Consider the following 25,756-nt stretch of genomic DNA (forward strand, 5'->3'; position numbering starts at 1 on the left):
TTAATTTTTAATTGATTCTACTTTTTTGTCATTGATATACGTATTTATAAAATTAAAATTCTTAATATTTTTCAATAAATAAACAGAGTCTGCTTTTTCGATAACTACATTTTTAAGCGTAATGTTTTCAACCGGTGATTCTTTATATCCTTCAGCCCAAACACCATATTTACCTGCTTTTTTTACTTTTACGTTTTCTAAACTTACATTTCTGATAACAGGAATGAAGTTTCCTGTCTGCGAACCGTATACATTATAAAACATATTTAATTTTAAGACACATTCTTTGACAATTCCTACTTCCAGATTTCTCACATAAACATCTTCAATAACCCCTCCTCGTTTAGAATTTGTTTTGATACGAATTGCCCTGTCTAAATTTGGACTATCCATAACACAGTTCTCTACAAAAACATTATTTACACCTGCGGATATTTCACTACCAATTACTACACCTCCGTGACCGTCTATCATCTTACAATTTTGTACAATAATATTTTTGCTTGGTATTCCTACTCTTCTTCCATCAGCATCTCTTCCTGATTTTATGGCAATGCAATCATCTCCTGTGTTAAATACACAGTTTTTAATTATTACATTTTGTGAGTATTCCGGATCGCAACCATCATTATTAGGTCCGTGACTATCTATTGTAACCCCGTCTATTATTACATTATTGGATTTTATTGGGTGCAAAATCCAAAAAGGGGCATTAATTACTTTAACGTCTTTTATTAGAACAGTATTACATTCAAAGAATTCAATAAAATTAGGTCTTAAGTAACGTCCTTCACCAAAAATCCTTTCAGAAACTGGCACACCTTTTTCTGCCATATCAACCAAAACTTCACGATTAGTTGGGTCATTTTGCGAAGGAATCCCTTTTTTCCAGCCATAATCTTTAGCACCTGACCATACCCACCAGTTGCCAATACTAGCCTGGCCATTCAAAATACCTTTACCTGTTATAGCAACATTTATTTTATTTTTAGCATAAATAAGTGGGGAGTAATTCATTAATTCCGTTCCTTCAAAAGAAGTATGAACTATTGGGTAATCTTTTGGATTTGTACTAAACAGAATTTCTGCATTATCTTCCAAATGTAAATTCACGTTATTTTCTAAATGTATAGGGCCGGTTAAGTATTTTCCTTTAGGAACAATAACTCTTCCACCACCATTAGAAGTGCAAGCTTTTATTGCCTTTTCAAAAGCAATTGTATTGAATGCAACTCCATCTCCAACTGCGCCAAAATCTTTCACATTATAATCTTTCTCTAGAAAATTAACTTGAGGCATAGTCTTTATAACAAAGTTCATTTTTTTCCATGGATCTTCAATTGATGCTTCTGGTGTTTTTAGCCTGCAAGACATAAAAACAATACAACCAATCATTATTAAAAATGAGTAATTATTTTTAAAGACATTATACCCCATCATTTATAGTATTCTATTTATTAATCAAGACTTTTTTAACTATGTAATCGATTACACGAAAGTAAAGAAATGGAATTACATCAACAAATAAATTTGGATAAAAATTATGCATTCATTTTTAAAAAGTGACATTAATTGTAATTTTTGTAAAAAAAAACATAATTTTTTACCATTGCTCCATCATATTTAACAAGTAGCTTTTTTTTGGTAATCGATAACATTTTATACTTGTGTTTGCAAAAAAAATGTATTTTTGTGTTAAAATAATCAAAATATGAATTTTGAATGAGCGAAAAAATAACCATTTATGATATTGCAAAAAAATTAAATATAACTGCTGCCACAGTATCGAGAGCACTGAATAACAGTCCGAAAATAAAAGATAGCACAAAAAAAATAGTTCTTGAAACTGCTGCCTCAATGAACTATAAACAAAATAAATTAGCTTTAGCTTTAAAAAGCGGGAGAAGCAATAATATCGGAGTTATTGTACCTCGTATTGACAGTAATTTTTTTGCATCTGTAATTAGAGGAATCGAAGAAGAGCTCTACCCTCATGGTTATCAGGTTATTATTTGCCAGACACACGAAAACCCAAAAAGAGAAAATGAGAATCTTTATACCTTAATTGATGCCCAGGTTGACGGTATTTTAATGTCAGTTACAGATGTTACGAATGAAAATGACAGTGCTTTTCGTAATGTATTGGAAAAGAATGTTCCATTGATTTTCTTTGACAGAAGCAAACATATAGAAGGTGTAAGTTCTGTTACTATAAATGATTTTAAAGGCGGTTACATAGCTACAAAACAATTAATTAATCAAGGATGCAAATGTATTGCACATCTATCCGGAGATTTGTCTTTAGAAATTTTCAAAAATAGATTTTTAGGGTACAAACAGGCTTTACTGGATAATGGAATCAGTTTTAACGAAAAATATGTTATTCAGTCCAAAAGTAGTGTCGAAGCTGGAAAAAATGCCGTTAATATTTTACTTGAGCTTGAAACACCGCCAGACGCTATATTTTCTTCAAGTGATTTTGCTGCCTTAGGCGCTATTCAGGAATTAAGAGACAGAAACATTAGTATTCCACAAGATTTTTGTGTTGCAGGCTTTAGTAATGAACCTTTCACTAAGTTTATGGAACTATCGATAACTTCTGTTGATCAGTCTCCTCTTGAAATGGGAAGGATGTCAGCGCGTGTCTTTTTAGAACAAGCTGGTAAAACAGACACTATTAAAATCGAAAAAAAGGTAGTTTTAGCACCAGAATTACATATTCGTAAATCTACGTCGAGAATAAATTTATAATTACTCTTGCAATTTCTAATCTATTCCCCCTAGTAAAACGTTTGCTTTTCTGTAAAAACCTAATTCTCTTTCTATTTACAATTAAACTTCTACCATGCCTTATTCTCAATAAAACAATTACATCAATTGCAAAATGAAAAATCTATAGCTTTATTTTTTACACACATTTATAGCCAAAATAATAACATTTTTTCAATCGATGATATTTTATATTGAATTATTCAAAAAAAAAGTATTTTTGTCCTGAACAAAATAAAAGAATATTTTTTGAATGAGTGAAAAAACCACTATATACGATATTGCCAAAAGACTAAACATTACTGCAGCTACTGTTTCAAGAGCTTTAAATAACAACCCTAAAATAAAAATAAGCACACGCGAATTGGTACAGCAAACAGCCGACTTAATGGGTTACAAACCTAACAAGCTGGCATTGGCTTTAAAAAGTGGAAGAAGCAACAATATAGGCATCATAGTTCCTCGCGTTGATAATAATTTTTTTGGAACCGTAATTAGAGGCATTGAAGAAGAACTCTATCCTCATGGTTATCACGTTATTATTTCACAGACTCATGATGATCCCAAAAGAGAAAATGAAAACCTGTATGCTTTAATAGACGCACAGGTTGATGGCATCTTAATGTCTGTTACTGATGTTACTGATGAAAATTATGAAGCCTTTCAAAACGTCCTCCAAAAAAATGTTCCTTTAATTTTCTTTGACAGAACCAGACATATTGACGGAGTTAGCTCTGTAACCATTAATGACTTTAAAGGAGGTTATCTTACTACAAAACATTTAATCAATGAAGGCTGCAGACATATCGCTCATTTTTCCAGAGACCAGTCACTTGATATTTTTAAAAATAGATTTTTAGGCTATAAGCAAGCGCTATTGGATAGCGGAATACCTTTTAAGGAAGAATATGTTATTCCTATTAAAAGTAGTGTAGAATCAGGAAAAGAAGCAATAGAAATTTTATTGCAGCTTGAAACTCCTCCTGATGCTATATTCTCTTCAAGTGATTTTGCTGCTTTAGGGGCTATTCAGGAATTAAAAGAAAGAAACATCTCTATTCCTGATGATTTTTGTGTAGCAGGATTTAGTAATGAACCATTCACAAAGTTCATGGAGCTATCCATAACTTCAGTCGACCAGTCACCGCTTGAAATGGGAAAAATGGCTGCAAAGGTATTCTTAGAGCAAATAAGTAAAACTGAAACTATTAAAATACAAAAAAAGGTAATCCTTGCACCCGAACTGCATATTCGCCAGTCTTCAACAAGAATTACCTTTTAATCTCTTAATAAATAAATTATGTGAATTTTATTTAATTTCCGAATCGTTACATTACACCTTAAAGTTTTATCTCTAATTAAAAACAAAAAAGGCAGCTTTATCAGCTGCCTTTCTACATAGTAACAATTATTTATATAAGTTAAACGTTGGCAAAATTATAATGAGACCCCTCTTTTCCAAGGAATAAACACATCTTGTTTCAACTGATCTGCTTTTGTTTCCACGTTTCCGCTAGCCAATTCTATAATATAATCTACAAGTTCTTCTCCAACTTCGGTGATATTTTTTTCACCAGTAATTACAGTCCCAGCATTGAAATCAATGATATCAGACATTCTATTGGTTAATGCTGTGTTTGAAGCAATTTTCACAACAGGTGCAACCGGATTTCCCATCGGATTTCCTAAACCTGTTGTAAACAAAACAACAGTTGCTCCCGATCCAACCAACCCTGTAGTACATTCGGCGTCATTTCCTGGCGTATTTAGAAGATTTAAACCCGGTTGTGAAATGTACTCACCGTAATCCAAAACATCTACAATTGGCGCTGTTCCACCTTTTTTAGATGCACCAGCAGATTTCATTGCGTCAGTAATTAATCCGTCTTTAATATTTCCTGGAGATGGGTTCATATCAAACCCTGAACCTGCATCTACAACTGATTTTTCAAAAGCTTTCATCAAAGATAAAAACTTATCGGCTTTTTCTTCGCTTACACATCGATTCATCAATTCTTGCTCAACGCCACATAATTCCGGAAACTCTGCCAAAATAGATTTAGCTCCCAAAGCTGCGAAAATATCTGAAACAACTCCCAATACTGGATTTGCCGAAATTCCTGAAAACCCGTCAGATCCACCACATTCCAAACCAATACTTAATTTTGATATAGGAGCAGGTTTGCGTTCAATTTTGTTAGCTCTTTTAATGGCTTCATAAGAATCTTTAATCACCATTTGGAACATTTGATCGGTAGTTCCAATTTGCTGTTGCTCATAGATCAAAATTTCTTTATCACAATTCGGACTCATTGCTTTCAATGCATTTTTGAAAATATCTACTTGCAAATTTTGGCAGCCCAAACTCAAAATAGTTGCACCAGCAACATTTGGATTATTCACATATCCTGCAAGCAGTTTTGCCAACAATTCAGAATCTTGTCTAATCCCACCACAACCACCTTGATGATTGATGAATTTTACTTCAACATTATCTAAAAGATTTTCATTTCGATCTCTACCAGAAACTTCTTCTACGCTTTTTTCTTCAATTAAAGAGCGTAATAAATTTTTATAAGAAACTTCTTTTTTTGGCAGTAATTCGTTTTCGAAAATATCTTTCAGTTTTTCTATATTTTTATTTTCACAAAAAACTAATGGAATAAATAACCAAACATTTTTGGTACCAACTTGTCCATCTGTACGGTGGTACCCGTTGAAAGTTTTGTCTTTCCAACGATCTACATTTGGTGGAGTCCAACCTAAATTTGCATTTTTTCCAAAAACTTTTTCACTTTCATGTTTTACATTTTCGGTGGTAATTACTTCTCCTTTTTTTATAGGTTTTACCGCTTTCCCTACCAAAACCCCATACATTATAATCTCATCACCAATTGCAAAATCTTTCTCTGTGATTTTATGTTTTGCTTTAACATCAGTAGTTGGTGAAACTGTAGTTCCTTCAAATGCAATTTGTTCGTTTTGTACCAAATCGGTTAATGCGACAATTACGTTATCCGCTGGATTTACTTTTATTAATTTTTTTTGCATGATAATAATTTTAAAATCTAATTAGTACTTTGCGCTGAAATTAGCGTAACCTTTTTCAATTCCATTTGCTTCAATTTCAGTTAAAGCTACAACTAATGCTTCAGAAAGACCATTAATTTTTGTTAAATCCTGACCCCAAAAATCTGTATTAGCCAAAACAGCATCCACAACTGAATCTAAAGCTCCTAATTGCCATGCACTGTTAAATGCCTCAACTAATTCGGGAGTATCTTTTACAGGCAATGCTTCATTATTCCATGTTCCTTTATAAAATTGTATTAAAGAAGCCAATGAAAAAGTCAAACTAACCGGCAATTTTTTATTTGCATTATAATATCCTAATAAACTTGGTAAGACCCTTACTTTGAATTTTGAAATAGAATTTAAAGCAATATCAGCCAATGCATGTTTGATAAATGGATTTTTAAAACGATCCATTACCTCTTCAGAATAGGCAGCAATTTCATTTTTGTCCATCGCAAGCGTTTCGCTGATTTCGCTGATAACGCTATTCACGAATTTCCCAGTAAAATCACCATTAACAGTTTCCATTACTAATTTGTTACCGTATAAAAGTGAAGTAGGAACCATTGCTGTATGCGCGCCATTCAAAATACGAACTTTTATCATCTTGAAAGGACGAATATCGTCAACGATTTTCACATTTAAATCCGTTTTATCAAAAGGAAGCTTTTGTTTTAAATCTTCACCACCTTCGATAGCCCAAAGGAAAAATGGCTCAGCTGCAACAATTAAATTATCCTGATAATCTAATTTATTGTTATAATCTTCAATTTCTGCTCTTGGGTATCCCGGAACGATTCTGTCAACCAGAGTACTGTGGTACGTACACGCCTCCGTTAACCATGTTTTGAATGAATCCTCTAATTTCCATAAATCTGCATATTGCAAAATATATTTCTTTAGGGTCTCAGAATTATAATCGATCAATTCACAAGGAATGATGGTAACACCTTTAGATGCATCGCCATTGAAGTGCTTGAATCTTTCATATAATAAAATAGTTAGTTTGGCAGGAAATGCTACTGGCGGCTGCATATCCGGAGTATCAGTATCAATAAATTCAATTCCTGCTTCAGTAGTATTTGAAACAATAAACTGAAGTTCTTCTTCTTTAGCTAAAGCTAAATAATCTGCAAATTCAGTATATGGATTTATAGCTTTTACAATATTATCAATTAACTGGATATCCTGTATTTTTTCTCCTTTTTTAATACCATTCATGAACAGAGTATACAAACCATCCTGCTCATTAATCAGGTGCACCATACCATCTTTTAATGGCTGAACAATTGCAATACCAGCATTAAAATCAACCTCTTTGTTTAGTTTGTGAAAAGCATAATCAACAAATGCTCTTAGGAAGTTACCTTCACCAAACTGCACTACTTTAATTGGATTTAATTTCTCTAATCCTGTATTTACTCTATTTAACTTTTTCATTTTGAATTTTTCTCTAATAGTGTTATAAATAACCTCATTAATCCCTTACCTGTTTTTTAATTGTAAAAGAAACATTACACTTGTAAAAGATTAAAATAAAGTTTGCTGTGAGGAGTGACAAGCTTTATTTTTCAAGCGTAATGTTCAATTACAACCTTTAAAACTCTAAAAAAAACTGCTTTACAATAAGGAATAACTAATTATTCCTTATTTATTTTTTTCTAATATTTTTAATGATGTTTAAAACATCACTTACTTTATTTTTTAATCCTTCAAAATCTTGTTTATCAAGCAAATCTTTTGAAATTAATTGCGAACCAAGACCAACACAGGTAGCACCTGCATTTAACCATGAAGACAAACTTTCTTCAGTTGGATAAACACCTCCCGTTGGCATAATTGTAGTCCATGGGCAAGGTCCTTTTATTGCTTTAATAAATTCTGGTCCGTAAGTATCCGCAGGAAACAATTTTACGACTTCACAGCCTAATTCTTCTGCTCTTGCAATTTCTGAAAGCGTTCCACAACCCGGAGACCATAAAACTTTTCTACGATTACAGGCAATTGCAATATCTTCTCTAAAAACAGGAGTTACAATAAAATTAGCACCAAGCTGCATGTACAATGAAGCTGCAGCAGCATCGGTAACAGAACCAACACCTAACATCATTCCAGGCAATTCAGCCAGTGCATATTTATTTAATGCTCCAAAAACTTCAAAAGCAAAATCACCTCTGCTTGTAAATTCCATTAATCTGGAACCTCCATCGTAACAGGCCTTTAATACTTTTTTACTGATTTCAATATCCGAATGAAAAAACAAAGGAACCATCCCGTTATCTTTCATCGTCTGAGCTACTTCAATTCTTGAATACTTTGCCATACTTTATTTATCTTGATACTAATCCGGCAGAGTTTCCTCCCGCCATGTTTTCAACTTCTTTTAATGTAACTAAATTATAATCTCCGGCAATTGTGTGTTTCAAGCAACAAGCTGCTACTGCAAAATCTAATGCCTTTTGTTTATCCTCTTTGTATTCAACTAATCCGTAAATTAATCCTCCCATAAAAGCGTCTCCACTTCCTACACGGTCAATTACCGGAGTTACTTCCTGAACGGCTGCATTAAAAATAGTTTTCCCATCAAATAAAACGCCACCTATTCTTTGATGCGAAGCACTAATTGAATAACGCAATGTAGTTGCCACCGTTTTTAAATTTGGACAAAGTTCATATAACTTAGAATATAAAGCCGGTAATGATTTTCCATCCTGATAATCCGGATTTACTTTAGGGATGCCCAACATAAAATACGCTGTATCAATATCTCCTAAAATAACGTGACTGTATTTTAATAACTCAGGCATCACCTCACTTGGCGTTTTTCCGTATTGCCATAATTTTGATCTGTAATTCAAATCACATGAAATGGTTAATCCTAATTCATGCGCTATCTGAACTGCTTCAAGACAGGCTTCTGCAGCGCTTTGAGAAATTGCAGCTGAGATTCCGCTAAAGTGAAACCAGGTTGCTCCTTCAAGTACTTTTTTCCAGTCAACATCACCTTTTTGAATCGTTGCCATCGAGCTATGTGCGCGATCGTACACCACATTGCTTCCTCTGGTTCCTGCTCCTGTTTCTAAATAATACGTTCCTAAACGTTCTCCGCCGTAAACAATACTTTTAGACTCAACATTCATTTTACGCATCTCCTGTACTGCGCAGTACCCAATTTCGTTTTCAGGTAATCTGGTAACAAATTCTGCATTAATGCCGTAATTTGCTAAAGAAACGCAAACATTAAATTCACCTCCACCGTAAGAAGCTGTAAATGCTTTAGCCTGAGAAAAACGCAAATGTCTTTCTGTAGAAAAACGCAACATTATTTCGCCGAATGCAACTACTTTACTCATTGTCAATATTTAATTAAAATTTAAAATATTCTTTTGCATTGTTATACGAAATATCAGAAACCATTTTCCCGATCCATTCCATATCAGCAGGAAGTTCACCTCTCTGAATTTCATCTCCAAGAAGACTACAAAGGATACGTCTGAAATATTCGTGTCTTGGGAAAGACAAGAAACTTCTTGAATCTGTCAGCATTCCAACGAAACAGCTAATTAATCCCATGTTTGAAAGGGCATTTAATTGTTTTGTCATTCCGTCTTTCTGATCCAAAAACCACCATCCAGATCCAAACTGCACTTTTCCTCTGACACTTCCGTCGTTAAAATTACCAATCATGGTAGCCATTACTTCGTTATCAGCAGGGTTTAGGTTATAAATAATTGTTTTTGTTAATTTATCTTTACTATCTAAAGCATTTAAAAAAGCAGATAATTTTTGAGCCTGAGGATAATCCCCGATAGAATCCCATCCTGTGTCAGGTCCTAAAATTCTGTGCATACGGGCATTGTTGTTACGTAAAGCCCCTAAGTGAAATTGTTGTACCCACCCCAATTCATGGTAAGTTTCAGATAAAAACAATAACACAGCACTTTGGAATTTCAAAGCTTCTTCAGTAGTTAGAGTTTGATTTTCTCTTTTCTTTTTGAAAATTGCATTTACTTCAGACTCAGTAAAGTTTTCAAAATAAATCTGATCCAATCCGTGATCACTTAACTTACATCCGTTTGCGTTAAAGAAATCAATTCTTTTTCTCAATGCTGAAAGTAAATCAGCGTAAGTGTTGATTGCTACTCCGGACACATCCCCCAATGTGTCCAGATAAGCATTGTAACCGTCATTTGAAATCAAAATAGCTTTATCAGGCCTGAAAGCCGTGCTCATTTTAGTTTCAAAAGGATTACTGTTTAATTTTTGATGAAACTCTAAAGTATCAATTGGATCTTCAGTAGTACAAACTAATTCAGCATTTACTTTTTTAAGTAAGTTACGTGTACTGTATTCTGCCGAATTTACTTTTGCAGAAGCTTCTTCATATATTCTTTCAGCTGATTTTTCATTCAGCAAATCGTAAATATCAAAATAACGGGCTAATTCTAAGTGAGTCCAGTGGTACAAAGGATTACGCATTGTATACGGAACTGTTTTTGCCCAGTTTAAGAATTTATCTTTATCAGAACCATTACCTGTAACAAACTGCTCATTAATTCCTAATGTACGCATTGCACGCCATTTGTAGTGATCTCCGTTTATCCACACATTTGTGATATTGTCAAAAATTTTATCTTCTGCAATAAACTGTGGATTTAAGTGATTGTGATAATCAATAATAGGCTGATTTTTTGAATAATTATGGTATAACTCCTCAGCGTATTTATTTTCAAGTAAAAAATTATCGTTTATGAATGTTTTATTAGAGCTCATGTCTTATTTTAAAATATAATTTGAAAATTATTCTTCGTTGGATGGTTTTCCGATAGTTGCAAGAATTCCTCCATCAACATACAAAATGTGACCATTAACAAAATCACTAGCTTTTGATGACAAGAATATAGCTGCTCCAGCTAAATCACCTGGATCTCCCCATTTTGCAGCCGGAGTTCTGCTAATGATAAAATCGTTAAAAGGATGTCCGTCAACTCGGATTGGCTTAGTTTGCTCAGTTGCAAAATAACCAGGTCCGATTCCGTTAATCTGAACATTATATTTTGCCCATTCTGTTGCCATGTTTTTGGTCAGCATTTTTAAACCTCCTTTTGCAGCAGCATAGGCAGAAACCGTATTTCTTCCTAATTCACTCATCATAGAGCAAATGTTGATTATTTTCCCTTGTCTTCTTTCGATCATTCCTTTAGCAACATGCTTAGAAACAATAAATGGACTTACTAAATCGATATCAACAACCTCTCTGAAATCAGCAACTTCCATTTCCAATAGAGGAATTCTTTTAATGATTCCGGCGTTATTGATTAAAATATCGATTGATCCTACTTCGCTTTCAATTTTCGCTACAGCAGCACTAACTTCTTTTTCTTCTGTTACATTGAATTTGTAACCAACAGCATGAATTCCTTCACTTTTTAATTCTGCAACAGCATTATCAATTTTTTCCTGAGAAGAATTTCCGTTAACCACAATCGTTGCGCCTGCCTGACCTAATCCTTTTGCCATTGCCATTCCCAGTCCGTGAGTACTTCCTGTGATTAAAGCAACTTTTCCTTTTATATCAAATAAGTTTGTCATAATTCTTATCTTAAATCTGTGATTTTACAAACATCCATGTCTCCGTAATCTAAATTCTCACCTGCCATTCCCCAGATAAAAGTATAATTACTTGTTCCTGAACCTGAGTGAATAGACCATGGAGGAGAAATTACTGCCTGATGATTATTCATCCAGATATGTCTTGTTTCCTGAGGCTGTCCCATAAAATGGCATACGGCCTGGTTTTCCGGGATATCTAAATAAAAATACACTTCCATTCTACGATCGTGAACGTGTGCCGGCATGGTATTCCAAACACTTCCAGGTTTTAATTCTGTCATACCCATTTGTAATTGGCAAGTTGTGACAACACTACCAATAATCATTTGGTTTACAGTTCGGTGATTAGCCGTTTCCATTGTTCCCAACTGTAATTTATTAGCTTCAGCTAAACTTACTTTTTTAGTTGGGTAAGTTGTGTGTGCTGGTGCAGAATTTAAATAAAATTTAGCTGGATTACTACTATTGTCGCTTTTAAAAACAACGTCTTTATTTCCAGCACCGATATACAAAGCATCTTTAAAACCTAACTCATAAGATGTTCCTTCCACAACAACAGAACCACTTCCTCCTACATTAATGATTCCCAACTCTCTTCTCTCCAAAAAATAAGGTGCTTTAAGCGGATCAATAGTTTCTAAAACTAAATCTCCTTTTACCGGAACTGCTGAACCGGTTATATATCTGTCATAATGAGAATAAACGAATACTACTTCATCTTCCTGCATCAAATCATCAATCAGGAATTCACTTCTCAACTCCTGAGTATCATATTTTTTTACAGCTTCTGGGCTTGATGCGTATCTTGAACTATATTTTGTCATAATTTTAAATTAATGTAATCGATTGCACAAAATTATATTTTTATATTTAAATATCATAATAGAAATGAAAATTTATTTGTGTAATTACTACACTTATAATTATTTTTCTATCATTAATATGTTTGACCTATTCCAATAAAAATATTGAAATAAGTCAAACTAATCTTAAAGATCCGTAATCGGTGCATATTTAGGAACCAAAGTTTTCATCACAATCCAGCCTGTTAAGTAACATACTGCACAAATTGAAAAAATGATAAAATATCCAGCCTCAATTCCCTGAAAACCCATAAAAGACATATTTGTATCTTTACTATAATCAAACAATAATCCGGAACCTTTGTTAATTAAAGTTGAACCAATTCCACCAGCTAAACCTCCAATACCTGTAATAGTTGCAATTGCTTTTTTAGGAAACATATCACCAACTGTTGTAAAAATATTAGCCGACCAAGACTGGTGAGCTGCCCCGGCAATACCTATGATAATTACCGGCAACCAGTAACTAATATAACCTAATGGTTGTGCTACTAAAGCCAACAATGGGAAAAAAGCAAAAATCAACATCGCTCTCATCCTTCCTTCGTATGGATTCATACCTTTTTTTTCAACAAAATAAGTCGGAAGCCATCCACCTATAATTGACAAAAGTGTAATCATATACAAAACAAATAGCGGTAAGGCAGCCTCAGTAGAGTCCATTCCATAGACAGAACTCAAATAAGCAGGAGTCCAGAACAAAAAGAACCACCAGACACCATCTGTCATAAATTTCCCAAAAGCAAATGCCCAGGTTTGTTTGTATTTAAAACAATCTACAAGGGAAACTTTTGTTTTGGTTTCAGGCACATAACCCACTATTTTACTATCCGCTATTTCATCTTGCTGAATATAAGCTAATTCAGCTGCACTAACTTTTGGATGTTTTTCAGGTTTATCATACATAAAAACCCAGAATCCCATCCAAACAAAACCTAAAGCTCCAATAATAATAAACGCCATTTCCCAACCAAAAGCCTTAGCAATGAAAGGAATTGTTATTGGCGCAGCTAAAGCTCCTACTGTTGCTCCAGCGTTAAAAATACTCGTTGAAAATGCCCTGTCTTTTTTAGGAAAATATTCTGCTGTAGTTTTAATAGCAGCCGGGAAATTTCCTGCCTCTCCAACAGCTAAGACAAAACGGGCAAAAATAAACAGAGTAACACTCACATTAATTACCAATGCTGTATCATTAACTGTATGAATAGCATCTTTAGCACCTTCAAAACCCACAAACCAGTCCCCTGTTATAATACCTGAAGTCGCAATACCACAAAATGCATGCAAACAAGCACCCAAAGACCATATTCCGATAGCCCATAAAAATCCTTTTTTTGTATCCAGCCAATCCACAAATCTTCCTGCAAATAGTAAAGAAACTGCATAAAAAATAGAAAATAAAGCTGTAATATTTCCATAATCATTATTAGTCCAGTGAAATTCAGGAGCAATAAAATCACTCCACGTTAACGAAAGAACTTGTCTGTCTAAATAATTAATGGTTGTTGCAAAAAACAACAATGCACATATACTCCAGCGATAATTTCCAATAGATTGGTTTTTTTGACTCATAGTAATTATGTTTGTTTGGCTTATTTAAAACCGTTTAATTAATTAAAAATGTATTTTTTACAATTACAAACAAACGCAATATTTTTATATTAACCATACGTTTTTAAGATATAATTAATTTTTAAATAAAACGAAAAAATGTAATCGATTGCACAAATATAAGTTTAAATACTTATATTGCAAATAAATTACTTAAAAAATTATTTCATACTATTAATTAAACATATATAGCAAAAAAACATATTAAAAATTAAACATTAAACAATGCATTTGTTAAATCAATTACTTCACACAAACGATTAAAACATTGATATGAAGTCAAATAAATTTTACCAACAATATATATTTTTTATTAAAAATTATAATCTTAAAAATTTGAAAACATCAAAAAAAAATAAGTCAGAGAAAATACTTTTACTATGTTATTTCACATTTGGAATGATGTTGAATTTACATGCTCAAAATGAAATTTTGCCATTGTGGAAATCTATTCCAGATGAAATAATTACTGCTGACTATAAAGAAAAAGAAGTTGTAAAAGAAGGCAAAATTCAACGTACAAGTTTAGTGACAATCCCAACATTGAGTGTTTTTATTCCGAAAGAAATAAAAACTGATCAAACTGCAGTGCTTATTTTTCCGGGTGGAGGGTATGCGCATTTGTCAATGGAAAAAGAAGGAACGAATGTAGCAGAATGGTTAAATAGCTTAGGTATTGTTGCTTTTGTTGTAAAATATCGATTACCCAGCGATCTAATCATGAAAAACAAAACTATCGGACCTTTACAGGATGCCCAGGAGGCCATTCGTTTTGTTCGGTCTAATGCTGCAAAATGGAATATTAATCCAAATCAAATTGGTACGATAGGTTTTTCAGCAGGTGGTCATTTAGCATCGACACTGGCAACACATTTTGATGATAAAGTATATGAATCGAAATTTGACATGAGTGCAAGACCAGACTTTTCAATATTAGTCTACCCAGTAATCTCAATGGATAGCAATATAACGCACAAAGGCTCGCAAACAAATTTGCTGGGAAAAGAGCCTTCCCAAATTCTTATTGATAATTTTTCGAATGACAAAAAAATTACATCACAAACTCCTCCAACATTTTTAGTACATGCTTCTGATGATAGAGCTGTTTTACCTGAAAACAGTATTAATTATTATCTGGCTTTAAAAAAGAATAACTTTTCAGCCGAATTACACATTTACGAAAAAGGCGGTCACGGTTTTGGTTTGGGAGTACAAGATACAAGTCTTTACTGGATCAATGACTGCAAAGAGTGGCTTAAAGCAAATCACTATATCTTTTAAGAACACGTAGCTATCATAAAATTTATCTAAAATTATTTTAAATTAATTTACATATCGGGAAAAGTCGATATATTTGCATTATGGAACAAGTAGAAATTTTTAAGGCATTGTCTAACAAATCCAGATTACAAATGCTGGAATGGCTAAAAGAACCCGAACTCAACTTCCCTGATCAAATCACTGCAGGATTTGAACATGGCGTTTGTGTTGGTCAGATACAAGCCAAGGCAGGCCTTACTCAATCTACCGTTTCAGAATATTTGTCGATTTTACAACGCGCGGGTTTTATAGAATCTACGCGCGTTGGACAGTGGACATACTACAAACGCAACGAAAGTGCCTTTGAAGCACTCAGTAAATTAATTGAAACTAATTTGTAAATTATTATGAGTACAAACAGTCTGTTTTCGCCATTTGACCTGAAAACACTACATCTTAAAAACAGAATTGTGATGGCGCCTATGACGCGATCCTTTTCTCCAAACGGAACTCCAACCGAACAAGTTGCTTCATACTATCAAAAAAGAGCAGAAGGCGAAGTTGGACTTATATTATCTGAAGGAACTGTTATTGACAGACCTTCATCGTCAAACGATGCAAACGTACCGCATTTTTATGGAGATGAGGCTTTAAAAGGATGGAAAAAAGTCATCGATGAAGTTCATACTGCCGGAGGTCAGATGGGACCTCAAATCTGGCATATGGGAATCATGGATAACCACCACTCCGGATGGGTTCCTCCTGTTCCTTTTGAAGGACCTTCCGGATTCAATCGTCCTGATTTCAGAAATGGTATTGCCATGTCTGAAAAAGATATTGAAAATACCATCTTAGCTTTCGGAAAGGCTGCTGCTGATGCAAAAAAACTAGGTTTCGATACTATTGAAATTCACGGTGCGCACGGTTATTTGATTGATCAGTTTTTTAGAGCTGAAACTAATTTACGTACCGATGTTTATGGCGGAAAAACATTGCCGGAACGTAATCGTTTTGCTGTAGAAGTGATAAAAGAAATCAGAAAACAAGTTGGGGAAGATTTTGCTGTAATTATGCGATTCTCTCAATTCAAACCTTCTGACTATAATTATAAACTGGCTAAAAACCCTCAGGAATTAGAAGCCTGGCTTACTCCACTTGTTGATGCCGGAGTAGATATTTTACATTGTTCACAAAGAAGATTCTGGGAACCTGAATTTGAAGATTCTGACCTGAACTTTGCCGGCTGGGCTAAAAAAGTTACAGGAGCACCAACTATTACTGTAGGTTCAATCGGATTATCTAGTGATTTCTTTGGCGCTTTTGCAGGAGAAAGTTCTGAGCCAACTTCTTTGGAAGAATTAAACAGACGCTTTGACAGAGGCGATTTTGATTTGGCTGCCGTTGGAAGGCCACTATTGTCGGATCCGAATTGGGTGGCAAAAATTAAAGCGGGAAAAACGAATCAATTGAAAGGTTTCAGTAAAGAGGCTTTAGCGGAATTGGTTTTAGAATAATAATATTTGTAAATAAGTTAGACGCACTGCTGTGCGTCTAACTTATTTACAAATCACAATTAAAAAAGAGATGGAACCTTAAAATGTTTCATCTCTTTTCTTTTATAAATCGTCGTCTCTATTATATCAAAAAAATCTTTTGGATCAAAATGAATATCATCGTCAGGATCTTTATCGTGTGCATTTACTCCAGGCGGATTAAACAAACCCCAACTGTCTTTAATATAATTCCATTTACCAAATCCTGCCACCCAATCAATAAACAACAATCTAAATTCATCAATTGTACTTCACAGTAAATCAATATAACGCGTATTAGTTATACCTTCTCATAACGCAGGCTTCCCGCCTGAACAGATAATTCTCGTGCCGCTTTGCGAATAATTGCGGCATTTTCCATCCTTAAATCATACAAATCACCTCCTTCTGCTCCGGCAATTTTCACAGGAATTGTAAATGCATTTTATAACATAAAACGGACTGTGGTTTCCTGCAGAAAATCATTATCGGCAGGGACTACATGAATCAATCCTTCCGTTAATTTAAAAATCTGTTCAGCCTTTTGATAAATTGGCATGTTATGTATTTCGTCTAATTCTTCCATTTTATATTGAAAAAAATCTTTTATCAAATATAAAATTACTTTTCAGATAAAGTTATTTTCCTTTTTTGAAATTTATTCTGAAGCCAGTTTCGAACCGGCTCATCGTACAATTTCAAACACAAATAAGCGAGTACAATACTGGCAACTAAAACTCCAATTCCAACCAAATATCCATCTTCCAAAGAAACTTTATTATCTACAACCCACGCCGTAAACCAATAAATAAGTGGATAATGTGTGATATAAATTGGATAGGAAATATCGCCCAGCCATTTACAGATTTTAAGCGAGAACGGATTTTTTATTTCTCCTCCTGCGCCAATAGATACTATCAACGGAAATATTAGAATAATACAAAATGATTCATATAAACCGTTCATCCACAAACTATTTTCGTCTCCAATTCTTGGCATCATCAGCACAACTGCAATCAATAAGCTGCATACCCAGAAAGCGCCTTTTATATGAATTAATTTTCCTAAACGGGAAAGTAAAATTCCGGCAAAGAAAGGATACAATAAACGTGTAAATCCGATATTCATTTGTTCCAGATTCAGCGACCATCCTCCAATAACATCTCCTTTTGGCCCAAAAACAGTATAATTAATCAGCATTCCGGCAAATATCAAAACAAAAACTCCGAGTATTTTATTTGAGAATTTACGGAAAAACAAAGCGTACAAAATATTCGCGATATATTCGAAAAAAAGCGACCATGCAGGTCCGTCAAGCGGATGCATTTCACCCCAGCCTCTAATCTCCATTGATGGCGGAACTGGAAGCAAGGTGAAGCCAACAATCATAGTTAAAATTACCTTCCACACCTCCATTCCGGAAATCATTGGAAACAATTTGTCAGAAGCCTGAAAATAGTAAAATAAGGCCCCAATAATCATTCCCATAATTACCATGGGCTGAAGACGAATCAAACGACGTTTGTAAAATTCCCATTGTGTCATTTTTCCCCAACGATCATCATACGCATAGGCTACAACAAATCCTGATAAAAGAAAAAAGAAATCTACGGCCAGATAACCGTGATTGATAATTTGCTTAAAACGGTTTCCTCCCGCAAAGGTTTCAAAAACATGAAAAGCAACTACTAAAATCGCTGCTACTCCACGTAATCCATCTAAAATTTCATAATGTTTTTTGGGTTTGATATCTGTCATAAAACGGTCAATGGGTTAGTAAATAGTTGTTAATGGTTAATGGTTAATTATTAATTGTAAATATAGCTTTCTTACACTATCATTCATTTTTTTATATTAATAATTGATAATTGTTATTGATGATTCTTTAGCCATTCTAATCTGCGCTGATCCGGTAAATGTGTCACTTTGAAGTTCTCAAATTTGGCTTCAAAACCTTTTCCATCAGGTGAAGCGGCCATCAAACCTACCATAACCGGCGTATTATCCTGCAAAGGTGCATTACGGGTCAGAATATAATTTTTATCATCATATGAAAAGAATATTTCAACTGCATCCAATCTTCTCACCACTTTTATCCAGACAAATGGCGGGGCTTTATCTAAAGTGGTTACGCTCCAGTCGCTTTTATCATGTGTTACAACAGTGCTTATATTGAATTTCCCATCAACAAATTCAACTCCTGTTTTTATGTAGTTTTTTTCGTCAATTCGAATCATCAGCCCCATCTGATCAAAACGTGCAATATAATTTCCGGTTAATTTTACTTTCGCTTCAAATTCCCCTCCGTAAGTTGCATAATAAAATGGCGCATCATCAACGGTAAAACCGTAATGCGCAATACGCCAATAGTCACTATTTGCCGTAACATTCATGATTAAAGCGTTGTTTTTAATTTCCCATTTTTCAGGTTCATTAAACCATTGCATTTTGTTCAGGCTTTGCGCCGAAAGGTTTTGTATTAAAAAGAATGCTGTTGCAAACAAAACTATTCGTTTCATAATTATTTTTTTAGAAGTTAAAAGATCAACATTATGTATCTAACTGGTTTCAAAAGCAAAGCTGCAACTTTTTACAATTACAGCTTTACAACCAACCAATTTAAAAAATTAATGCATTTATTGAAGTGAGAAATTCACTTTAGATTTTATATCCGTTGAAGATGCACCAACTATAGCTTCAAAAGCTCCCGGTTCTGCAATCCATTCGTGTTTTTTATCATCAAAAAAGCTTAAAGCCGTTTTATCAATTGTAAAAGTCACTGTTTTTTCTTCTCCCGCTTTAAGCGAAATTTTCTCAAAACCTTTTAATTCCTTTATCGGACGAGGCAATGAAGATTTTAAATCGCTGATATAAAACTGAACAATTTCTGAACCTTCCCTGCTTCCTGTGTTTTTTACTTTTACAGAAAATGTAATCTGATCATTGACAGAAATCTGTTTTTTATCAGCCGTTACTTTTCCGTATTGGAAAGTAGTATAACTCAATCCATGACCGAAAGAAAATAGTGGTTTTGCTTTTTGTTTGTCTGCCCAACGGTAACCTAGAAAAATGCTTTCGTTATATTTAACCTCATCGCCACCCGGAAATTCCCCTAACGCATGTGCTCCGTTATCAGATAATTTTACCGGAAAAGTAAAAGTTAATTTACCTGACGGATTCACATCACCTACTAAAACATTTGACAAGGCATTTCCGGCTTCTGTACCTAAAAACCAACCCTGTACAATTCCCGGAACTTCTTTAACCCACGGCATTGCCACAGCATTTCCGGAGATGTTTACAAAAACTATATTTTTATTTACCTTAGCTAACTCACTGATTAATTTATCCTGATTGTATGGAAGACCTAAATCTTTACGGTCTGCTCCTTCAGCATCCTGATTATCGCTTTTATTTAATCCTCCAATAAAAAGGACTATATCAGCATCTTTGGCTACTTTTAAAGCTTCTGCAGTTAATTCGGCAGCTGAACGTTTGTCTTCTAAACTCACTTTTGCTACTACTCCGTTATAATTACTGGTTGGATCTCCAACATAACCACGAGCGTAAACAATCTCAGCCTGATTACCGATTCTTTTCTTTAAACCTTCCAGCGGAGTGATTTCATATTTTGCTTTTAAGGAAGAGCTTCCTCCTCCAACTGTCATCATTTTGATAGCATTTTCACCAATAACAGCTATTTTTTTCGTTTTAGAAAGATTGATTGGCAAAATATTGTTGTTGTTTTGTAGCAATACAATTCCTTCTTCTGCAATTTTCAAACCTGCTTTAGCGTGTTCTTCTGTTCCAAATGAACCAAAAGGACGATTTTTATTCATATTCGTAAGGAAAGACAAACGTAAAATACGACGCACTTTTTCGTCTAATTCTTTAGTTCCTACTTCCCCTTTTTTAATCATTTCGGAATAAGGTCTTGCCAGATAATAGTTGTCATACGCATTACTGGTTCCCCATGAAAGTCCATTTGTCCAGGAACCAAATTCCATATCCAAACCGTTATGAATCGCCTGTTTTGTATCATGAACTCCTCCCCAGTCTGAAACAACAACTCCCTTGAACCCCCATTCTCCACGAAGAATGTCATTCAGTAAAAACTCATTATGACAACACTGCTGACCTTTGTATTTATTGTAAGACCCCATAATGGCCCACGCATCACCTTCCTGTACTGCTGCTTTAAATGCTGGCAAATAGATTTCGTACAAGGCACGGTCATCCACAATTACATTTACCGAATTACGATTGGTTTCCTGATTGTTTAATGCAAAATGTTTTACACAGGCTGCAACTCCAATAGACTGAACTCCTTTAATATAAGGAACCACCATTTTGGATGTCAGAAAAGGATCTTCTCCCATATATTCGAAGTTACGGCCGTTCAAGGGGGTTCTGTAAATATTTATACCTGGTCCTAAGAGTACATTTTTATTACGGTAACGTGCTTCTTCCCCCAATGATTTACCATATAATGAGGCTAATTCTTTGTTCCATGTTGCAGATAAAGCCGTCAACGCAGGAAAAGCAATACAGGAATCGTTAGTCCAGCCTGCCTGATCCCATTCGTCCCACTTTACTTCTGTGCGGATTCCGTGTGGCCCATCGGTCATCCAGTTTTCAGGAATTCCTAAACGCGGGACACCCGGTGAACTAAATTTAGACTGCGCATGAATCATGGCAATTTTTTCATCCGTTGTCATTCGCGAAAGCGCATCTTCTACACGCTCATCAATAGGCTTTTTATCATCGAGATAAATTGGAATTTTATTTTGTGCATTACTTCCAAATGAATTCAGTAACAGTAAAACAACTATTACTTTAACGTTTTTAAACATACCTTTTTTATTTATTAATCCTTACTATACTATTTTAGATCCTCCATTTAAAATGTTTTCTAAATAATATGGTAAAGCTATAACGATATCGTCTTCGTAAAAATTCTGAATAAAAAAAAGTAGTAATTTAAAAAAACAAACAACTAAAAATCAAAACCTTAAAACAAAAATAACATTAAAAAAAGTAGTGATTTTAAAATGAAAAATTAGGCTTTTTGAGAAATTAAACCAATTTTCATCACCATTTCCTCGAAATCATTTCGGGAAACAACAGCCTTATTTCTCGCTCTGGTACGATAATTATAAATAGTGCTTAAAGAGTAGCGAAGAAAGGCAGCAATTTTTACGCTATCCGTTATTCCTAGTCTGATTAGGGCAAAAATTCGGAGTTCTGTATTGAGCAGTTCTCCTTGTTTTACTATAATTTGTTCTTCGGAAATAAGCAAAGCATTGAAGTCTTTTACGAAAGTAGGATACAGACTTAAAAAGATACTGTCAAAATTTTTGTATAATTCTTCCAGTTCATTATCAACCAGAGTAGTTGATTTCAATATTTTGTAAATTTCATCAAACTGTTTAGCTGTTGCTTTTTTGTTTAAAATAACACGATAATTTTCAAGCTTATTGATGTAGGCTGAACACAGACTAAAGAAATTTGCAATGTATTCCTCCTTAATATGATTGGATTCTGATAATTGGGCATTACGTTCCTGAAGCTGATGATTTGCCTCTGTGATATCTTTGTTTAATTCGGCTAATTTCTGACTGGTTTCATAAAGTTCTCCACGAATTCTGGACACTTTTTTCATCTGCTTGTAAACGTAAATTACGGCAACAATTAAAAACAACGATAACAAACTAATACACAAAAGGTAAACCTGAAGTTCTGTTTTTCGCTGGGCTTCACGTTCTAAATAAGCTGTATTGATAATAGAATAAAGTTGTGACATCAGAAGTGTTCGAAATTGCACATTGCAATATAATGCATCCTCTATAGCCGATTGTGTGAGTTTGTATGCCATATCAACATCTCCCAACTCATAAAAAACAATAGCCAGTTCCTGTTGTGAAGCATTATCTTTTATGGCTTGCTTAATATCTGAGGCCGCAGAAAGCGCATAATACTTTTTGACTAATTCTATTTGACGTATATTTTGTGAAATATTGCCCAAAAGATATGTGATCATGGGATATTGAGGATTATCATCCTTCATTCCTTTCAATAATCTTAGTAATTCTTTTTGGGCAGCATCAAATTCCCTGTGGTAAATTTTCTTCTGAATTTTATTAATCTTATAATCTAAAGAATTAGGATTTAAAACGCCCAGCAGCGAATCACGATATTTACCAATCTGTTCAAAAAACGCACTACTTCGGCTATTTGCGCTGTAATGTTCATAAAATTCCCGATAGGTAATATAATAATTGGGCAGTAGTGATTTTACTAATTCTTTTTTATTGATTCTTTTTAAAATCGCTTCTGATTCCCTGTAGTTTCCTGTTGATGAATACAGGTTTGCCAGCTGCAGCTCTGCCAGTTGCAACAGGTCTTTTTTATGAAGTTCATCAGCGATTTTGAGATTTTTCTTTACATAAAAAATAGCAGAATCCGAATTGAATTTCTGATACTCTTTATATAATGCCTGATTGTAATTATACTCTTGTTCTTTAGAAAAATCCTGTGATTTTATTTTCTTGAAATTTGAAATCCGTTCTTCTTTTAGACGGACATAATGCTGTTTATTTTTGACAGCATCGTTTAGCTTATCCAGAATAGCATCTGTACTATTTGATGCATAACCGGAAAAGCAAACCAGAAAAGTTATAAGAAACAGACAATAATTTTTCAAGCGATAAAATGAGATTTATAATTATACAGCAATAGGCGCTGCGAGACAACTTTTAGGAATATCAAAAGCATTTACCAAAGAAACCGCATCCGGTCTGATGTCCCAGCAAAGCTGATTGACCATTTTACGAACTGCTTTGGTTTTAACAGCTTCCATGTAACCATCTTCCAGGTACCAGGCTTTATTTTTTTCAATCTGCGAAAGCGCAAATAATTGATTTAATTTTACCAAGATTGCTTTTGTTTTTTCATCTTCCACTTTAGAAACTGCTATTTGAAATTGCTCGAGTACTAATCGTTCCAGATACGCTTCAGCAACATCAATCATTTGGTGCTGTACCACATTAAAAGCATCATAGGCTTCTAAACCTCCATCTACTAATTTTTTAATTCGTTTTGCTGCAGATGCCAAAATTGTTTTTTCCTTGTGGATAAAAGCCTGCAGATGAAATTCTGAATCCAGCAAATGTTCATCATCGGTTCTTCTGGTTGCAATTGGGTTTTTCTCAGCCAAAGCAGTTTTGGCATTTTCAAAAACATAATTAATAATACCTAAAGATCCCATTTCGCCAAATGACTTTCTGAATTCTGCCAGACGGTTTTTAGCAACCAACTGCATCAAAACCGTATTATCACCTTCAAAAGTGGTATAGATTTCCGTATCATTTTTCAGGGCCTCAATTCTGTTTTCAGACAGATATCCTTTTCCGCCACAAGCTTCTCGGCATTCCTGCAAAATATCTCTTGTACTCCAGGTAGAATACGATTTCATTCCGGCAGCCAGGGCTTCAATTTCCTGCATTTCGGCTTCTGTTTTGTTTAGAAAACGATTGGTAAGGTATTGCAATCCAAAATGAACAGCATAGGTTTTCGCTAAATGCGGAATCAATCTGCGCTGATGCATTCTGTAATTTAAAATCGGTACTTCTGAGCCTCCTTCTGGTCCAAATTGTCGTCTCTGATCGCTGTAGCGAATGGCAATCGTAAGTCCGGATTTGGCTGCTGCTAATGCCGATCTCGGGATTCCGATTCTACCTCCGACCAAAGTGCCTAACATCGTAAAAAATCGTCTGTTATCACTCGGAATCGGGCTTTCGAACTCTCCTTTGTCGTTCACAGATGCAAAACGATCCAGCATATTTTCTTTCGGAATCACGACATTATCAAAACGAATGGTTCCATTATCCACACCATTCAGTCCCATTTTATGACCGCAATCGCCTATTGTAATTCCGTTTATAACATTTCCGTTTGTATCACGCAGGGGCACTACAAAAGCATTTACACCATAATCGTGTTCATCAATAATCAGTTTGGCAAAAACCGTCGCCATTTGTCCATGCACGGCAGCATTTCCAATATATTCTTTCTGCGCTTTTTCGTGAGGGGTATGAATCGTAAAAGTCTGATCGTTATGATTGTAAGTTGCTGTTGTTTCAAGTCCTTTTACATTTGAACCATGATGCGTTTCAGTCATAGCAAAACAGCCGGGGATTTTTAATTCGCCTATTTCTTTAAGATATTTAGCATAATGTTTTTCCGTTCCCAACGACTGAATGCTCATTCCCCAAAGTCCAAATTGTACACCAAACTTAATCACCAGACTCAAATCATGATAACTCAGTGTTTCCATAATCGCAAAATAATCCGCTATGTTTTCACCTCCTCCATGTCGTTTTGGATATGCCATATTACCGAGATTTTCATCGGCTAAAATTTTACACCAATTGTAAACCGTCTGGCGATAAATATTAATATCAGTAGAAGTTTCATAAGCAAATTCTGATCTTGAAATCACTTCTTTTACTTTTTTAATAATACTAGCCTGATCACCATCCAGGATTTCAGTCAGCTTTTGGATTTCAAAATTATCATTGGTTTTAGTAGTCGCAGTCAAAGAGTCTCCCTGGGTTTTGAAGTTCTGGATTAATTCTTCACCCAAAACACCCAGGTCATTTTCTAATTTTGTAAAATTCTGTTCCAATACTGAAATATTCAAATCCTTTTCAGAAAGAGCTACAGCGATATCAAAAATCGATTTTATGGCCGACTTATCTTTAATACTTTTCTCTATATCCGATTTCCATTTTTTGAGTTCATTTCGCGAAGGCGGATTCGAAATATCCACTTTCGAAAGCAGAAACTGCTGCTCTTCCGGAGAAAGAATCGTTAGAGAAGTAATAAATTCCTGTAAAGTCGAAAACTCTTTTTGCGTTAAAAGATCGTCTGACCAAACAAGGTATAAAAGTGGTATAAAAGCCTTAATTTTCGAATTCTCCATAGTGAACTAAGTATTAATTTATGTGTTGTTAAATTAATACAATTAATTGA

General features: G+C 34.4%; 21 protein-coding genes. 5 read left to right on the forward strand and 16 right to left on the reverse strand.

Annotated features, from left to right (window positions below):
* A complete protein-coding gene (locus OZP09_RS05970; RefSeq protein ID WP_432419450.1) occupies window positions 1-1,374 on the reverse strand; it encodes a glycoside hydrolase family 28 protein in 1,374 nt (457 codons plus the stop codon).
* 348 nt (window positions 1,375-1,722) lie between these two features.
* On the opposite strand from OZP09_RS05970, the gene OZP09_RS05975 reads away from it, so the two are divergent.
* The gene (locus tag OZP09_RS05975) at window positions 1,723-2,751 is read left to right on the forward strand and encodes a LacI family DNA-binding transcriptional regulator (protein ID WP_281310459.1); all 1,029 of its coding nucleotides are present in this window, start codon (window positions 1,723-1,725) and stop codon (window positions 2,749-2,751) included.
* A gap of 271 nt (window positions 2,752-3,022) precedes the next feature.
* Window positions 3,023-4,051: a LacI family DNA-binding transcriptional regulator gene (locus tag OZP09_RS05980; protein ID WP_269237001.1), complete on the forward strand. Its 1,029-nt coding sequence runs from the start codon at window positions 3,023-3,025 to the stop codon at window positions 4,049-4,051.
* Between the two features lie 155 nt (window positions 4,052-4,206).
* Here OZP09_RS05980 and OZP09_RS05985 read toward each other — a convergent pair whose 3' ends face one another.
* The 8 genes from OZP09_RS05985 to OZP09_RS06020 form a co-directional block, all read right to left on the reverse strand.
* Window positions 4,207-5,820, reverse strand: coding sequence for a UxaA family hydrolase (locus OZP09_RS05985; RefSeq protein WP_281310460.1), 1,614 nt, complete (start codon window positions 5,818-5,820; stop codon window positions 4,207-4,209).
* A gap of 21 nt (window positions 5,821-5,841) precedes the next feature.
* Window positions 5,842-7,284 (reverse strand): tagaturonate reductase, encoded by a 1,443-nt coding sequence (locus OZP09_RS05990; protein WP_269237002.1) that lies wholly within the window; start codon window positions 7,282-7,284, stop codon window positions 5,842-5,844.
* Window positions 7,285-7,495: 211 nt separating this feature from the next.
* Window positions 7,496-8,167: a bifunctional 4-hydroxy-2-oxoglutarate aldolase/2-dehydro-3-deoxy-phosphogluconate aldolase gene (locus OZP09_RS05995; RefSeq protein WP_269237003.1), complete on the reverse strand. Its 672-nt coding sequence runs from the start codon at window positions 8,165-8,167 to the stop codon at window positions 7,496-7,498.
* Window positions 8,168-8,174: 7 nt separating this feature from the next.
* A complete protein-coding gene (locus OZP09_RS06000) occupies window positions 8,175-9,197 on the reverse strand; it encodes a sugar kinase (protein WP_269237004.1) in 1,023 nt (340 codons plus the stop codon).
* Between the two features lie 13 nt (window positions 9,198-9,210).
* Complete coding sequence (gene uxaC, locus OZP09_RS06005; RefSeq protein WP_269237005.1) at window positions 9,211-10,617, reverse strand: glucuronate isomerase; 1,407 nt, start codon at window positions 10,615-10,617, stop codon at window positions 9,211-9,213.
* A gap of 27 nt (window positions 10,618-10,644) precedes the next feature.
* Window positions 10,645-11,436 carry a gluconate 5-dehydrogenase gene (locus OZP09_RS06010; protein ID WP_269237006.1) on the reverse strand — a complete coding sequence of 264 codons (792 nt, stop codon included), beginning with the start codon at window positions 11,434-11,436 and terminating at the stop codon, window positions 10,645-10,647.
* Window positions 11,437-11,441: 5 nt separating this feature from the next.
* Complete coding sequence (kduI, locus tag OZP09_RS06015; RefSeq protein ID WP_269237007.1) at window positions 11,442-12,281, reverse strand: 5-dehydro-4-deoxy-D-glucuronate isomerase; 840 nt, start codon at window positions 12,279-12,281, stop codon at window positions 11,442-11,444.
* A 165-nt stretch (window positions 12,282-12,446) separates the two neighbouring features.
* Entirely contained in the window at window positions 12,447-13,892 is a 1,446-nt protein-coding gene (locus OZP09_RS06020) for an MFS transporter (RefSeq protein ID WP_025571664.1), read from the reverse strand.
* Window positions 13,893-14,267: 375 nt separating this feature from the next.
* On the opposite strand from OZP09_RS06020, the gene OZP09_RS06025 reads away from it, so the two are divergent.
* From OZP09_RS06025 to OZP09_RS06035, 3 genes are all read left to right on the forward strand, one after another.
* Window positions 14,268-15,212 (forward strand): alpha/beta hydrolase, encoded by a 945-nt coding sequence (locus tag OZP09_RS06025; RefSeq protein ID WP_281310461.1) that lies wholly within the window; start codon window positions 14,268-14,270, stop codon window positions 15,210-15,212.
* 80 nt (window positions 15,213-15,292) lie between these two features.
* Entirely contained in the window at window positions 15,293-15,592 is a 300-nt protein-coding gene (locus OZP09_RS06030; protein ID WP_269237009.1) for an ArsR/SmtB family transcription factor, read from the forward strand.
* A 6-nt stretch (window positions 15,593-15,598) separates the two neighbouring features.
* Window positions 15,599-16,705 carry an NADH:flavin oxidoreductase gene (locus OZP09_RS06035; protein ID WP_281310462.1) on the forward strand — a complete coding sequence of 369 codons (1,107 nt, stop codon included), beginning with the start codon at window positions 15,599-15,601 and terminating at the stop codon, window positions 16,703-16,705.
* 59 nt (window positions 16,706-16,764) lie between these two features.
* Here the strand turns inward: OZP09_RS06035 and OZP09_RS06040 are convergent, their stop codons facing one another.
* The 7 genes from OZP09_RS06040 to OZP09_RS06070 all read right to left on the reverse strand — a co-directional run bounded on the left by OZP09_RS06040 (window position 16,765) and on the right by OZP09_RS06070 (window position 25,706).
* The gene (locus tag OZP09_RS06040) at window positions 16,765-16,971 is read right to left on the reverse strand and encodes a hypothetical protein (protein ID WP_269237010.1); all 207 of its coding nucleotides are present in this window, start codon (window positions 16,969-16,971) and stop codon (window positions 16,765-16,767) included.
* Window positions 16,972-17,168: 197 nt separating this feature from the next.
* Window positions 17,169-17,309: a hypothetical protein gene (locus OZP09_RS06045; protein WP_269237012.1), complete on the reverse strand. Its 141-nt coding sequence runs from the start codon at window positions 17,307-17,309 to the stop codon at window positions 17,169-17,171.
* A 35-nt stretch (window positions 17,310-17,344) separates the two neighbouring features.
* Window positions 17,345-18,481 (reverse strand): acyltransferase family protein, encoded by a 1,137-nt coding sequence (locus tag OZP09_RS06050; protein ID WP_281310463.1) that lies wholly within the window; start codon window positions 18,479-18,481, stop codon window positions 17,345-17,347.
* A 113-nt stretch (window positions 18,482-18,594) separates the two neighbouring features.
* Window positions 18,595-19,242 carry a DUF1349 domain-containing protein gene (locus tag OZP09_RS06055; protein WP_269237013.1) on the reverse strand — a complete coding sequence of 216 codons (648 nt, stop codon included), beginning with the start codon at window positions 19,240-19,242 and terminating at the stop codon, window positions 18,595-18,597.
* A gap of 117 nt (window positions 19,243-19,359) precedes the next feature.
* Window positions 19,360-21,576, reverse strand: coding sequence for a glycoside hydrolase family 3 C-terminal domain-containing protein (locus tag OZP09_RS06060; RefSeq protein WP_281310464.1), 2,217 nt, complete (start codon window positions 21,574-21,576; stop codon window positions 19,360-19,362).
* A gap of 206 nt (window positions 21,577-21,782) precedes the next feature.
* Window positions 21,783-23,426, reverse strand: coding sequence for a SusR family glycan utilization regulator (gene susR, locus OZP09_RS06065; protein WP_269237014.1), 1,644 nt, complete (start codon window positions 23,424-23,426; stop codon window positions 21,783-21,785).
* Window positions 23,427-23,447: 21 nt separating this feature from the next.
* Window positions 23,448-25,706 carry an acyl-CoA dehydrogenase family protein gene (locus OZP09_RS06070; protein WP_269237015.1) on the reverse strand — a complete coding sequence of 753 codons (2,259 nt, stop codon included), beginning with the start codon at window positions 25,704-25,706 and terminating at the stop codon, window positions 23,448-23,450.
* Window positions 25,707-25,756 lie beyond the last annotated feature (50 nt).

It is taken from the genome of Flavobacterium flavigenum, from assembly GCF_027111255.2.
GTDB lineage: Bacteria > Bacteroidota > Bacteroidia > Flavobacteriales > Flavobacteriaceae > Flavobacterium > Flavobacterium flavigenum.